At 64.4% G+C, this 13,529-nt stretch carries 10 protein-coding genes and 2 pseudogenes; 3 read left to right on the top strand and 9 right to left on the bottom strand.

Annotated elements, in window-relative coordinates; genetic code table 11:
• Window positions 1-71: 71 nt before the first annotated feature.
• The gene (locus G3436_RS02880; protein WP_163941068.1) at window positions 72-1,001 is read right to left on the bottom strand and encodes an AraC family transcriptional regulator; all 930 of its coding nucleotides are present in this window, start codon (window positions 999-1,001) and stop codon (window positions 72-74) included.
• 202 nt (window positions 1,002-1,203) lie between these two features.
• Here G3436_RS02880 and G3436_RS02885 point away from each other — a divergent pair, with 202 nt between their 5' ends.
• Window positions 1,204-1,512, top strand: coding sequence for a putative quinol monooxygenase (locus G3436_RS02885; protein ID WP_163941071.1), 309 nt, complete (start codon window positions 1,204-1,206; stop codon window positions 1,510-1,512).
• 38 nt (window positions 1,513-1,550) lie between these two features.
• Window positions 1,551-1,781: a hypothetical protein gene (locus G3436_RS02890; protein ID WP_163941074.1), complete on the top strand. Its 231-nt coding sequence runs from the start codon at window positions 1,551-1,553 to the stop codon at window positions 1,779-1,781.
• Here G3436_RS02890 and G3436_RS02895 read toward each other — a convergent pair.
• From G3436_RS02895 to bglX, 6 genes and pseudogenes are all read right to left on the bottom strand, one after another.
• A pseudogene (locus G3436_RS02895) lies at window positions 1,782-2,386 on the bottom strand (flavin reductase family protein).
• Between the two features lie 102 nt (window positions 2,387-2,488).
• Window positions 2,489-2,737, bottom strand: a complete 249-nt coding sequence (locus G3436_RS02900) for a heme utilization protein (protein WP_163941077.1) — start codon at window positions 2,735-2,737, stop codon at window positions 2,489-2,491.
• Window positions 2,738-3,046: 309 nt separating this feature from the next.
• Window positions 3,047-4,362, bottom strand: a pseudogene (locus G3436_RS02905) (MFS transporter).
• Window positions 4,363-4,525: 163 nt separating this feature from the next.
• Entirely contained in the window at window positions 4,526-5,866 is a 1,341-nt protein-coding gene (locus G3436_RS02910; protein WP_163941080.1) for a sigma-54-dependent transcriptional regulator, read from the bottom strand.
• Window positions 5,851-7,617 carry a sensor histidine kinase gene (locus G3436_RS02915; protein ID WP_163941175.1) on the bottom strand — a complete coding sequence of 589 codons (1,767 nt, stop codon included), beginning with the start codon at window positions 7,615-7,617 and terminating at the stop codon, window positions 5,851-5,853. The genes G3436_RS02910 and G3436_RS02915 overlap by 16 nt, the downstream gene beginning before the upstream one ends.
• A gap of 63 nt (window positions 7,618-7,680) precedes the next feature.
• On the bottom strand, window positions 7,681-9,972 hold the full coding sequence (gene bglX, locus G3436_RS02920) for a beta-glucosidase BglX (protein WP_163941082.1): 2,292 nt from the start codon (window positions 9,970-9,972) through the stop codon (window positions 7,681-7,683).
• A gap of 282 nt (window positions 9,973-10,254) precedes the next feature.
• Here bglX and G3436_RS02925 point away from each other — a divergent pair, with 282 nt between their 5' ends.
• Window positions 10,255-11,472: a class I SAM-dependent methyltransferase gene (locus G3436_RS02925; protein WP_163941083.1), complete on the top strand. Its 1,218-nt coding sequence runs from the start codon at window positions 10,255-10,257 to the stop codon at window positions 11,470-11,472.
• 25 nt (window positions 11,473-11,497) lie between these two features.
• Here G3436_RS02925 and G3436_RS02930 read toward each other — a convergent pair whose 3' ends face one another.
• Both G3436_RS02930 and G3436_RS02935 read right to left on the bottom strand, forming a co-directional pair.
• On the bottom strand, window positions 11,498-12,385 hold the full coding sequence (locus G3436_RS02930) for a DMT family transporter (protein ID WP_163941086.1): 888 nt from the start codon (window positions 12,383-12,385) through the stop codon (window positions 11,498-11,500).
• A gap of 106 nt (window positions 12,386-12,491) precedes the next feature.
• Complete coding sequence (locus G3436_RS02935; protein WP_163941089.1) at window positions 12,492-13,520, bottom strand: DUF4917 family protein; 1,029 nt, start codon at window positions 13,518-13,520, stop codon at window positions 12,492-12,494.
• Between the last annotated feature and the right edge of the window lie 9 nt (window positions 13,521-13,529).

Genomic DNA, 13,529 nt, shown 5'->3' on the forward strand with positions numbered 1-13,529 from the left:
ACCCACAAGGACCGCGCCGTATTCAAGGGTGGCACTGTACCTGTGGGAGCTGGCTTGCCAGCGAAGGCGCACTAGAGGGCGCTGCGCAATCGGGCCATGTCCCGCAAGGGCGGTGCCCCATACAGCCGGCTGTACTCGCGGCTGAACTGCGACGGGCTTTCATACCCCACCCGATACCCCGCCACCGCGGCTTCCAGCCCGTCGTTGAGCATCAACCGACGGGCCTCCTGCAGGCGCAACTGCTTCTGGTACTGCAGCGGGCTCATCGACGTCACCGCCTTGAAGCGGTGATGCAGGGTCGAGGCGCTCAGGTTGACCTCGCGTGCCAGGTCGTCGATGCGCAACGGGCGATGGAAATGGTCATTGAGCCACTGGATTGCCTGGCACACCCGGTGGGTCTGGGTATTGGCCATGGCGATCTCGTACAGCCGCGCGCCTTGCTGTCCGCGCAACAGCCGGTAGAGGATCTCGCGGCGGATCAGTGGCGCCAGCACGCCGATGTCCTTGGGCGTGTCGAGCAGGCGGATCAGGCGCAGCAGTGCATCCAGCAGCTGGCTGTCCAGACGCTCGATGAACAGCCCGCGTTCCGACGGCTGCGAGGGCACGCCCATGGGCCCGGCCTCGGCGATCAGCGCGTTGATTTCAGCCGGGTCGATGTCCAGGCGAATGCCCAGGCTGGGGTTCTGCGGGCTGGCTTCAAGCAGGGCACCGCTGATTGGCATGGCCACCGACACCACCATGTAGTGCAAGGGGTCGTAGACATAGCTCTCGTCGCCCAGGCAGATCTCCTTGCGGCCCTGGGCCAGGATGCACAGGGCCGGCTGCGCCAGGCTTGGCATCGAGCGGCTGCTTTGCTCGTAGCGGGTCAGGTGCAGGTCGGCGATGGCCGAGGGGGCGCCGCCGTGGGGCGTGCAATGGCGGCTGATCAGCCCGGCCAGCTCCAGGCGCAGCAGCTCCAGGGCCGGGTCCAGTGAAGGGGAGGTGAGTTCAGGGACTGACATGTGCGATTCCTCTGCCGGTGGGCGCAGCATAGGTAGGTGCAAGCGCGGATGCTAGCTGGATGCTGCGCAGTTCTTGCACGATCCTGCTGCGGGTGCAGAATCAGGCAAGCCGTTGACAGGAATCGCCTAACGCGTCTGGCGCGGTGCCTCGTAGCCTTGGCAGCCTGGTCTATCTACCTGGCCGCTTCAAGGAGCACTGCACATGACGTCATCGCAACCGGTCAGCCACCTTTCCTTCGTGCGTGCCAGCGCGGGCCGTTCGGCCGAACTGGGTACACGTCTGCAACAGTTGCTGGAACCCTCGCGGCAGACCCCGGGGTGCCTGCATTTCAGCGTGCAACGCTCGACCTGCGACAGCGACCTGTGGCTGCTCAACGGGGTGTGGGCCGACACCTCGGCGCTGCACGATTATTTCGCCTCGCCCAGCCTGCAGCTGTTTGGTGAGCTGGTACAGGCGCGGGTAGTCGACAGCCTCGACCTGCATACCTTCACCGAGCAGGTGACAGGTTAGAATGGCGGCTTTCCTGTAACCGATGTGGATGAGTGGCAATGGCACGTAAACAATTCGACGCCTTCGAAGCAGTCTCGGCAGTGGTCCCGGGCGAGGGCGGCTACCGCGCTGCAATCGCGGTCAAGGCCCTGGGGGCCGGTGGCGCACCGCGGTTTCACAAGGTGCTGCCAGGCCAGACCTTCAGCACCGCGCTGGAGGCCGACGACGCCGCCGTCGGCGAGCTGGCGCGCCTGAACGGCGTCAGCGCCGACGCCGAACTGATCTGGTAGTCACCCCTGTGGACGGGCCATCTTGAACAGGTTGCCCAGCTCGAAATAGTCGGCCGGGCCACCGCCGCGCAAGATCGGCTCGGCCGCGGCGGTATCGTAGATGCCGTCCTTGAGCAGGTGTTCGGCGATATGCACGGCCACCACTTCGCCCAGGATCAGCCAACTGGGTACCAGGGCCTGATCGGCACGTTGCAGTTGCACGATCTGGGTCACCTTGCATTCGAACGACACCGGGCTTTGCTGTACCCGCGGTACGGCGATCACCTTCGAGGCGACCGGGGTCAATTGACTCAGGGCGAACTCGTCGACCTGCGGCGCACGGCCGCGCAGCTCTGGTTCATCGCCTCGGCCAGCGGGCGGGTGGCCAGGTTCCAGGCGAACTCGCCGGTCTGCTCGATGTTGTTCAGGCTGTCTTTGCGCCCGACGCTGCAGAAACCGATGATCGGTGGGATGTAGTTGAAGGCGTTGAAAAAGCTGTAGGGCGCCAGGTTCAGATGCCCTTCACGGTCGTGTGAGGAAATCCAGCCGATCGGGCGTGGGCCGACGATGGCGTTGAACGGGTCGTGGGGCAGGCCGTGGCCTTTTGCGGGTTCGTAGTAGTACATCATCGGGCCTTGTGGACGGAGGGTGCGCCTAGTGTGCCAAGACTCACCGCCCCTGAACACGACTAAGCCCGGCCGAAGCCGGGCTGTGCGCTGCAATGCGACTCAGCTGACGCGGTGAGCCTTGGTGCGGTCGAAGCCATCTGCGGCAAATTTGTGCGCATTGGTGCGATCGAAGCCGTCTTCGGCAAACTTGTGCGCGTTGGTGCGATCAAAACCGTCTTCTGCCACCTTGGCGGGCTGTGCGTTTTCAGTGGCGAAGTTGTGCGCCTTGGTGCGGTCGAAGCCATCTGCGGCGAAGGCGTTGGCAGCCAGTATGGAAAGGGTCAGGGTCAGGATCAGTTTGGTTTTCATGGGTCAGTGCTCCGGGTAATGGGGTTGTTTGCTGCTGTGGGGTTGATGTTACGCCGATAGAATCGATTAAAAAGCGCAAAAAATAGCCTATTAATATTTAATTAATCGATATATATGGGCTGACCCTTTTGCCGGCAAGGCCGGCTCCTACAGGTTTACGTACACCGGTAGGGCCGGTTTTGCCGGCGAAGCAGACGACTCGGTTTTGAGTGAGCACAGCATCGCGCAGCCGCATTAATGCCCGATTAAGGCCATGAAAAAGGGGGCCTCCATCACTGGAGGCCCCCTTTTGCTAACGCCTGACGGCGATCAGTCGGTTTCGATCCGCGAGTGGGTGCGGGTGTCCTTCATGAACACATACACCAGTAGCGAAACGGCAATGCACCCGGTGACATACCAGTAGTAACCGGTTTCCATGTTGACGCTCTTGAACCACAGCGCCACGTATTCGCGGTACCGCCAAAGATCGACACGGTCAGTGCGTAGGGCAGGCCCACGCCCAGCGCACGGATCTCGGTGGGGAACAGCTCGGCCTTTACCACTGCGTTGATCGAGGTGTAGCCGCTGACGATGATCAGTGCTGCCATGATCAGGAAGAACGCGCCCCACCAGCTCTGGATGGTGTGCAGGGTGGTCAGGATCGGTACGGTAAAGAGCGTGCCCAGCACACCGAAGGCGATCAGGATCGGACGGCGGCCGATCTTGTCCGAGAGGCTGCCGATCACCGGCTGCAGGCACATGAACAGGAACAGCGTGGCCGCCGAGATCATCGTCGAGTCGCTGATGCTCATGCCCACCGTGTTCACCAGGTACTTCTGCATGTAGGTGGTGTAGGTGTAGAACGCCAGGGTGCCGCCCATGGTCAGGCCGACCACGGTCGCCAGCTCCTTGGGGTGACGCAGCAGGGTGCGCATCGAGCTCTCTTTCGGCTTTTCCTGCTTGGTGAACGAGGCGGTTTCTTCCATGCCGCGACGCAGATACAGCGCCACCACCGCACACAGTGCACCGATCACGAACGGTACACGCCAGCCCCACGAGTACAGCTGCTCGGTGGTCAGGGTCTGCTGCAGGATGATCAGCACCGCCAGCGCGATGAGCTGGCCGGAGATCAGCGTCACGTACTGGAAGCTGGAGAAGAAGCCACGACGCTCCTTGGTTGCCATCTCGCTCAGGTAGGTGGCCGAGGTGCCGTATTCACCGCCCACCGACAGGCCCTGCATCAGGCGTGCGATCACCAGCAGCACTGGCGCTGCAACGCCGATGGTTTCGTAGCTCGGGGTCAGGGCGATGACCAGCGAGCCTGCACACATCAGCAGCACCGAGGCCATCAGCGCGGCCTTGCGCCCCTTGCGGTCGGCATAGATACCCATCAGCCAGCCGCCGATCGGGCGCATCAGGAAGCCCACGGCAAAGATCGCAGCGGTGTTGAGCAATTGCGTGGTGGTGTTGCCAGCCGGGAAGAAGGCCTTGGCGAAGTACAGCGAGAACGCGGCGTAGACGTACCAGTCGTACCATTCGACCATGTTGCCGATGGAGCCGGAGAAAATCGACTTGAGACGGCTGGAGGTGGTTTTGTCAGCGGGTGCGGCCGCCGCCCCAGCAGGCAATGAAGTGGAGTTATCCATTGAAGGATCCTTCTAGTTGTTTTTGTGGAGCGCGCCGAAACGCAGCCTGATACGGCTATAGCAGGACTTGTGCCAGGCCTGTAAGGGCCGTTCTAGAAGGGTTTGCACGTATTGGTGAGCGGAAATCCGCTCATTGCGCGGCGGGCTGTCGGCAAGATTCCGCCTACGGCTGCGGGCGTTCGAGGAAGTCCTCGCGCAGCAAGCCGTGGCGCTGCATTTTCTCGTTGAAGGTGCGACGCGGCAGTTGCAGTTCTTCGAGCACCGCCTTGATATCGCCGTGATGACGGCTCAGTGCGGCGCGCAGGCACTGGGCCTCGAAGGCTTCCTGCTGCGCGGCCAGCGACTGGCCGGCACCTGGCGCCATTGGCTCGGGCTCACCCAGGCCGAGGGCATGGCGCTCGGCGGCGTTGGCCAACTCACGCACGTTGCCTGGCCAGTCATGGCTGAGCAGCCGGCCCAGTTGCACCCCGCTCAGCGGTGGCGGGCTGCGGCCGAGGCGCTCAGCGGCATCGCGGGCAAAGTGTTCGAACAGCAGCGGAATATCTTCACGCCGCTCGCGCAGGGGCGCCAGGTGCAGTTCCGCCACGTTGAGACGGTATGCCAGGTCTTCGCGAAAACGACCGGCACGCGCTTCGAACAGCAGGTCGGGCTTGGTCGCGGCGATGATGCGCAGGTCCACACTGATGCTCTGGTTGGCGCCCAGGCGCTCCAGTGTGTGCTCCTGAATCACGCGCAGCAGTTTGGCCTGCTGGGCCAGCGGCATGCTTTCGATCTCGTCGAGGAACACCGTGCCGCCGTTGGCGTATTCGAGCTTGCCGACGCGCTTGCCCTGGGCGCCGGTGAAGGCACCGCTTTCATGCCCGAACAATTCGGCTTCGAACAGTTGCTCGGGGATGGCCGCACAGTTGAGCGCCACGAACGGCTTGGCGGCGCGCGGGCCGAAATCGTGCAGGCAACGCGCCACGCGCTCCTTGCCGCTGCCGGTTTCGCCGCGGATCAGCACGTTGACCGGCAGCCCGGCCAGGTCGAGCACCTGGCGACGCAGCTGCTGCAACCCCTGGGACATGCCCAGCAGGGTGGTTTCCAGGCGCGCCTTGAGGTCGGCCTGTTCATGCAGGCGACGGTTCTCCAGCACCAACTGGCGCTTCTCCAGCGCGCGGCGCAAGCTGCCGAGCAGGCTGTCGGGGCTGAAGGGCTTTTCGAGAAAGTCGTAGGCACCGTTGCGCATGGCTTGCACCGCCATCGGCACATCGCCGTGGCCGGTGAGCAGGATCACTGGCAGGTCGGTATCGCGTACCTGCAACTGCTCCAGCAGCTGCAGGCCGCCCATGCCGGGCATGCGCACATCGCTCAGGATCACCCCGGCGAAATGCTCGGGCAGCTGTGCCAGGCACGCTTCGGCGCGTTCGAATACCTGCACCTGGAACCCGGCCAGGCTCAGCCACTGCTGCACGGCCGTGCGAATGCTGGCTTCGTCGTCGACGATCATTACGGCGTTGAGCATACGGGCTCCGGGTCGCAGGGCAGGATGAAGCTCAAGCGTGCACCGCCAGGCTGGTTGTCTGCCTGCAGGCGCCCGCCGGCTTCATGGATGATGCCATAGGAAATCGCCAGGCCAAGCCCCAGGCCTTCGCCCACCGGTTTGGTGGTAAAGAACGGGTCGAACACGCTGCCCAGGTGCTCCTCCTTGATGCCGCCACCGCTGTCGAGCACGCTCAGGTGCCAGTGCTCGTGCTTGTTCTCGATGCGTATCTCAAGGCGTTTCCAGGTCTTGTCGGCCATGGCATCCAGGGCATTGCGCAGCAGATTGATCAGCACCTGTTCAAGGCGGATCGGATCGCCGCGGACCCACGCGGGGCGAGCCAGGTAGAGCGCGGTGCTGACGCCCTCGGCGCGAATGCGTGGGTCGAGCAACTGCAGCGCCTGGTCAACCACCGTGGCCAGGTCCAGGCGTTCGCGCAAGCCGCTGGGGCTGTTGCGCGCGAAGGTCTTGAGGTGCCCGGTCAATGCTGCCATGCGCGTGAGCATCTGCTCCAGCGGTTGCAGGGCCTGGCGCGCTTCGTCCAGGCGTTCGCCGTCGAGCAGCAGGCGCAGGGTCGCCAGTTGCATGCGTTGGGTGGTCAGCGGCTGGTTCAGCTCATGTGCGAGGGCGGCGGACATCTGTCCCAGGGCCGCCAGCTTGGTCGATTGCACCAGGCCTTCCTGGGCGGTGCGCAGTTCACGGGTGCGCTCCTCGACCAGGCGCTTGAGTTCGTCGCGGCTGCGCTTGCGCAAGCGCGCCAGGCGCAGGCGCTGGCTGACGAACAGCACCGCGAACACCAGCGTCAGCCAGAGGGCGGCGGCGGCCAGGCCGGCATTGCGTCCTTCATCGCCGGCCTGGGGTTTGCGCAGCAAGTGCAGGGTCCAGCCCTCGGCTTCCAGGGGCAGGCTTTCCCACAGGTAGTCGGTACTGCCCTCGGGGCGCTGCACGCGCACCAGATGGCTGTTGTCGTCGAAGCGCGTCAGCACCTGGCGCTGCAGGGGCAGCAGCGCCTGTTTGTCGTATTGGCGGGTGGCATCGAGCTCGTTGAAGTCAGCCGCCGACAGCGGGTTGAGCTCGCGATAGCGCCAGTCGTCCTGATTGGCGATGAAAATGATCCCGCGTGCATCGCTGACCAGCAGCACGTCACTGCCCTGGCGCCATTCGCGCTCAAGCTCGGGGAACTCCAGCTTGACCACCATGGCGCCAAGAAAACGCCCGCCGTCGCCCAGCACCGCACTGGACAGGAAATAGCCGGGAATGCCGCTGGTCACACCCACCGCGTAGAAGCGGCCGCTGCCCTGGGTGCGGGTCTGCTTGAAATAGGGCCGAAAACCATAGTTCTGCCCGACATAGCTGTTGGGCAGGCGCCAGTTGCTGGCTGCAACCGCCAGGCCGGTGTGATCGAGCAGTTCCAGGGTCGAAGACCGGGCGGCGCCATTGATGCGTTCAAGCTTGAGGTTCATGGCGTCCCGGGTCGCGTCATCGACCGGGCCACTGAGGGCCGTGATCAGTTCGCTGTCCAGCGCCAGCACCGCAGGCAGCGCGCGGTAGCGTTCGATCAGGGTGTGCAGCGAATTGGCGTACAGGCCCAGTTGCTGGCTGGCACGCTGGGTGTCGTCGAGCATCGCCTGGCGCTTGGCCTGGTGCATGGCCCAGCCGGCGGCAAGCAGCGTGCCGGCAGTGATCAGCAGCAGAATCAGGCCCAGGCGCACGGCACGTAGGGTTGAAGGCATGGCAAGCAGTACCCCGGCAGGGGGGAAGGCCGGCAGGCGCTTCCCCGTGAGCATGACAGCGGCTTACAGCAGCTTGAAGCTCTGCTGTTGCACCGTCTGTGAGTCCAGGCCGACCTGGACGTTGAACTCCCCCGGTTCTGCCACCCATTGCAGCTGGTTGTTGTAGAACTTCAGGTCGTCCGGGCTGATGGTGAAGCGCAAGGTGCGTTCTTCGCCGGCCTTGAGCATGACCTTCTGGAAGTTCTTCAGCTCCTTGACCGGGCGGCTCACCGAGGCCGCGACGTCCTGCAGGTACAGTTGCACCACGGTCTCGCCATCACGCGTGCCGGTGTTCTTCACGCGTACGCTGGCTTGCAGGCTCTGGCCTTGCTTGATGCTGGTGGCTGACAGGCTTGGCGCCGAGACGCTGAAGTCGCTGTAGCTCAGGCCGTAGCCGAACGGGTACAGCGGGCCGTTGGGCTCCTCGAAGTACTGCGAGGTGTAGTTGCCCGGTTTGCCCGGGGTGAATGGGCGGCCGATACGCATATGGTTGTAGTACATCGGGATCTGCCCGACCGAACGCGGGAAGGTGATGGCCAGCTTGCCCGAGGGGTTGTAGTCGCCGAGCAGCACGTCGGCGATGGCGTTGCCGCCTTCGGTGCCGCTGAACCAGGTTTCCAGCATGGCATCGGCCTGCTCGCGCTCCCACGCCAGCGACAGTGGGCGGCCGTTCATCAACACCAGCACCAGCGGTTTGCCGGTGGCCTTCAGGGCCTTGATCAGCTCGCGTTGCACCGCCGGGATTTCCAGGGTGGTACGGCTGGACGACTCATGGGACATGCCGCGCGACTCGCCGACCACCGCCACCACCACGTCGGACTGGCGGGCGGCCTTGACCGCCTCGTCGATGAGCACGGCGGCAGGGCGCGGGTCGTCGACGATTTCCGGGGCGTCGAAGTTGAGGAAGTTCAGGTAGTCGAGCACGGCCTTGTCGCCGGTCACGTTGGAGCCTTTGGCGTAGATCACCTTGGCCTGGTCGCTCAGCGCGCGGCGCAGGCCTTCACGCACGGTCACCGACTGGTGCGGGCGGCCGGCGGCGGCCCAGCTGCCCATCATGTCGATCGGCGCGTCGGCCAGCGGCCCGACCAGGGCGATGGTGCCGCTTTTCTTCAGGGGCAGGGTCTGGGCACGGTTTTCCAGCAGCACCAGGCTGCGGCGCGCCACGTCGCGTGCGGCGTCACGGTGCAGACGCGCGTCGGCGTAGGTGTCGGCCGGATCGTCCTTGGCCTGGCCGATGCGGCGGTACGGGTCGGCGAACAGGCCCATGTCGTACTTGGCGCCGAGGATTTCACGCACGGCGTTGTCCAGTTCGGCCTGCTTGACCGCACCCGACTTGAGCAGCCCTGGCAGCTCCTGGCCGTACAGGGTGTCGTTCATGCTCATGTCGATGCCGGCCTTGATCGCCAGCTGTGCAGCTTCACGGCCATCGGCGGCGACGCCGTGGCGCACCAGCTCGGTGATCGCGCCATGGTCGCTGACGGTCACGCCCTTGAAGCCCCAGTCGCGGCGCAGCAGGTCGTTCATCAGCCAGGTGTTGGAGGTGGCGGGCACGCCGTTGATCGAGTTGAGCGCGACCATCACGCCGCCCGCGCCGGCATCGATGGCGGCGCGGTAGGGCGGCAGGTAATCGTTGTACATCTTGTTCGGGCTCATATCGACCGTGTTGTAGTCGCGCCCGCCTTCCACCGCGCCATACAGGGCGAAGTGCTTGACGCTGGCCATGATGCTGTCGGCATTGGCCGGGCTGTGGCCCTGGAACGACTCGACCATCACCTTGGAGATACGCGATACCAGGTAGGTGTCCTCGCCAAAGCCTTCACTGGTGCGGCCCCAGCGTGGGTCGCGGGCAATGTCGACCATCGGTGCGAAGGTCATATCGATGCTGTCGGCAGCGGCTTCGATGGCCGAGGTGCGGCCCACCCTGGCGATCGCGTCCATGTCCCAGCTGGCGGCCAGGCCCAGGCTGATCGGGAAGATCGTGCGGTGGCCGTGGATCACGTCGTAGGCGAAGAACATCGGGATCTTCAGGCGCCCGCGCATGGCGGCGTCCTGCATCGGCCGGTTTTCGTCGCGGGTGATCGAGTTGAAGGTGCCGCCGATACGCCCGGCGGCGATTTCCTTGCGGATCATTTCGCGCGGCATTTCCGGGCCGATGCTGATCAGGCGCAACTGGCCGATCTTTTCCTCGACGGTCATCTGCTGGAGCAGGTTGGCGATGAACGCCTGTTTGTCCTGCAGCGCGGCGGCAGGGGTATCGGCCAACGCCGACTGACTGGCAAGGCTGACGAGAAGGCCCAGCAAACACAGCTTGTTCATGAATTCTGTTCTCAGGGCTACGACAGTCGTCACGGTCAAGACTGTCCAGCCGAAGTTGGGGGAGCGGCTATTGTTGTAGTTTGCTGGGGCATCTTTTAGCCGATTGAGCCATTTCGATCCAGCGGCGGCGTCGGATTATGCCTCAAGTGCGGGGTGTTACGGGCATTCACGCAGAGCGCGTGCGCTGATCGACAAACGCTGTGCCTGGCGCCGGCATCCACGTAAAATGCGCGCCATTGTGCGCCTGCGGGCGCCTTCCGCAACCCGAGGCACCCACTGCAAATGTCCGCTACCCCCATCGCCCAGGCCGCGCCGGACGCGCGCGCGCAGTTCATGGCACTGCTCGCCACCAGCCTGCAACAGCACACCTTCATCAAGCTGGTGCTGGCCCGCCATGTCGGCAGCGAGGTCGACCTGCAGCGGGTCACGGCCAAGCCGCTGACGGTCAAGGGGCAGCCCAGCCTGTCGTTCGTGTACCGCTACAAGACCCGCGACATCACCCGCAACCTGGCGCTGGACGAGGCGCTCGGGCTGATCGACACGCTGTTGCCGGGTGATTTTCGCAATGCACACCTGCTGAGCCTGAGCGACGAGGTGCAGTTGGAGTTCACCAAGAAGGGCAAGCCGATGCTGCATCGCAATGCGCTGCAACAGGTGCGCGAGACGGTGACCGGCGAGCATGATCGCGAGAAGAAACGCTACCTGGAACTGAGCCGGCCGTTCCTGCATGACCTGGGCGTGACCGACAGGCAGCAGGCGCTGATCCCGGCGATGTCGCGCAAGTGGAAGCAGATCAACAAGTTCATCGAAGTGTTCTCGCACGCCTTCGCCAGTGCGCCGATCGCCGCAGACCACCCGGTACGTGTGGCAGACTTCGGTTCGGGCAAGGGCTACCTGACCTTTGCCATCCACGACTACTTGCGTAACACGCTGCAGCGCGAGGCGCAGGTCACGGGCGTGGAACTGCGGCCGGACATGGTCGAGTTGTGCAATGCGGCGGCGGCGCGCCTGGAGCATCCGGGGCTGCATTTTGAATGCGGTGACGTGCGCAGCGTGGTGCCCAGTGCCATCGAGGTGATGATCGCGTTGCATGCGTGCGATATTGCCACCGATTATGCGATCCATACCGGTATCCGTTGTGGTGCGGCGATCATCATGTGCTCGCCTTGCTGCCACAAGCAGATCCGCCCGCAACTGAACAGCCCGGGCCTGCTCAAGCCGATGCTGCAGTATGGGTTGCACCTGGGGCAGCAGGCCGAGATGCTTACCGACAGCTTGCGCGCGTTGTACCTGGAGGCCTGTGGTTACGAGACCAAGGTGTTCGAGTTCATTTCGCTGGAGCACACCAACAAGAACAAGATGATCCTTGCCACCAAGCGGCGCGAGGCGCCGGCGCCGGGTGCGTTGCTGGAGAAGATCCAGGCGCTCAAAGACTTCTATGCGGTCAAGGAGCATTGCCTGGAGACGTTGTTGCGGGCGGATGGCTTGATTCCGGCCTGAATCTCACTGCCGCGATGGCGGCACCTCAGGTCTTGACCGGCGCCGGGTGCACCCGCGTCTTGCGCCCCAGCACCACCGTCAGGATCACACCCCCTGCAAACAGCCAGGTGATCGGCTCGACCGCTTCGCCAAAAAACATCGCCGACAGCGCAATGGTGAAGAAGATCTGCAGCAACTGTACCTGGCTCACCCGCGCAATCCCTCCCAGCGCCAGGCCGGCGTACCAGGCAAAAAATCCAATGAACTGCGAGAACAACGACACGTAGCCGAACGCCCACCAGGTGCGCGGGCTGATGCCGCCCTCATGCTGCCACGCCAGGTACAGCACCGGCCCGAGCAACAACGGGCTGGACAACACCAGCGCCCAGCAGATCACCTGCCAGCCACCCATCTCGCGTGCCAGGCGCCCGCCTTCGGCATACCCCAGGCCGCCCACCGCAATCGCCGCCAGCATCAGCAGGTCACCCGCCTGAATCTGCCCGGCGCCCATGATCATTGCGTAGCTCAGCACCAGTGCGCTGCCCAGTGCGGCGCACGCCCAGAAGGCCCGCGACGGCCGCTCGTGCGACAACCACGCGGCATACACGGCCACGCACAAGGGCTGCAGCCCGTTGACCAAGGCACCATGGGAGGCGGGCACGCTCTGCATGGCCCAGGCCGAGAGCACCGGGAAACCAAGAATCACCCCCAGGGCCACCAGGCTCAAGCCCTTGATCTGCTGCCAGGTGGGCCATTTTTCGCGGCGCCACAGCAGCAGCGCCGCCGCCGGAACTGCCGCAACCAGCGCGCGACCGAGGCCATTGAGCAGCGGGTGGATTTCCTGAACCACAATGCGGGTCATGGGCAAGGTCAGGCTGAAGATGAGCACGCCAAGCAGGCCGAGGGCCAGGCCGGTGTTTTCGCGGGTAGACATGAGGGGGGCCGAGGGCGGGAGTGGCCGCTCATTGAGCCACAGGCCCGCGAGGGAATCTTGTTACAGTTGGCAACAAAGGTATCCATACAGTTTACCCAGGCGCCGTCTAGTGCCGGCGTCGCCCCACGGCCTTGGGGGGCGGTGCCGCAATCGTCTCCAGCGCGCCCAGGGGGTGCGTCGTCGCATCGAAAAAATGCAGCGTCAGTGCCGGGCAGTCTTCGAATACCCGCGCGTAGTGCTGCTTCTGGCTCACGATCGCCGCATCGCTCACCGGCAGTATCGAGATTGCCAGGTACGCAGGTTGCGCCTGCTTGATCGCTTGCACCAGGTGACGGTCGGCCCGGTCCAGGTGATGACCGAACACGCACAGGCCCTCGCGCTGGTTGGCCAGGGCGGCATGGCACCAGGTCAGGTAGTCCGAGCTGCGGATCGCGCGCAGCTTGTTGTCGCTGCTGTCTTCGTTGACGAACAGCGGCACATCGCCCGGTGTGTTGATGGCAAAGCCGTCGAGCAACTGGCTGCCACTGGCGGCGCGCTGGCGCGTAGTGCCGTGCTGGGTCTTGAGCAGGTGCAGACCGCCGTGCAGGTAGTGCACGCGGGTGCCTGGCCCCTGGGTGCAACTGACGTCGAAGTCGCCCTCGTCGTCGAATACCTGTTGAAAACCCTGCGGTGCCTGGCTGATGGCCCAGTGGCAAAGCAGGTCGTAGTTGCTGGAATACACGCTGCGATAACGGCGCAGTTCGGCATTGATTGCCGCCAGGTGCGTGGCGGGCAGCAGCTTCCACGGGATGTGCACGCTACGCACGGCATGGATCAGCGCTTCCTTGATCGCGTAGTAGCGATTGAGCGGTGCCGACGAGCTGATGGCCAGCGCCGCATTCACCTGCACAGTGGTGTTCAGCGCACTGAGTACCGGCGCGAACAGCTCGCTGTGCATGGATTTGAACAAGGCCTGGTCGCTCAACCCGAGTGGCTTGTGCCGCACACGCTGGGCCAGTTCGAACAGCGAAAAATAGGCGAACGGGCGCCACACCGCGCGGCTCGCGCCATTGCCCAGCAGCAGGCCGGTGCAGGGGTGGGCGGCATTGAGCGGTGGCCAGGCCGTCAGGCTGGCGTCTAGGTCGGGGTGGGGCATGCGGGTCTC

The sequence above is a fragment of the Pseudomonas brassicae genome, from assembly GCF_010671725.1.
Lineage (GTDB): Bacteria > Pseudomonadota > Gammaproteobacteria > Pseudomonadales > Pseudomonadaceae > Aquipseudomonas > Aquipseudomonas brassicae.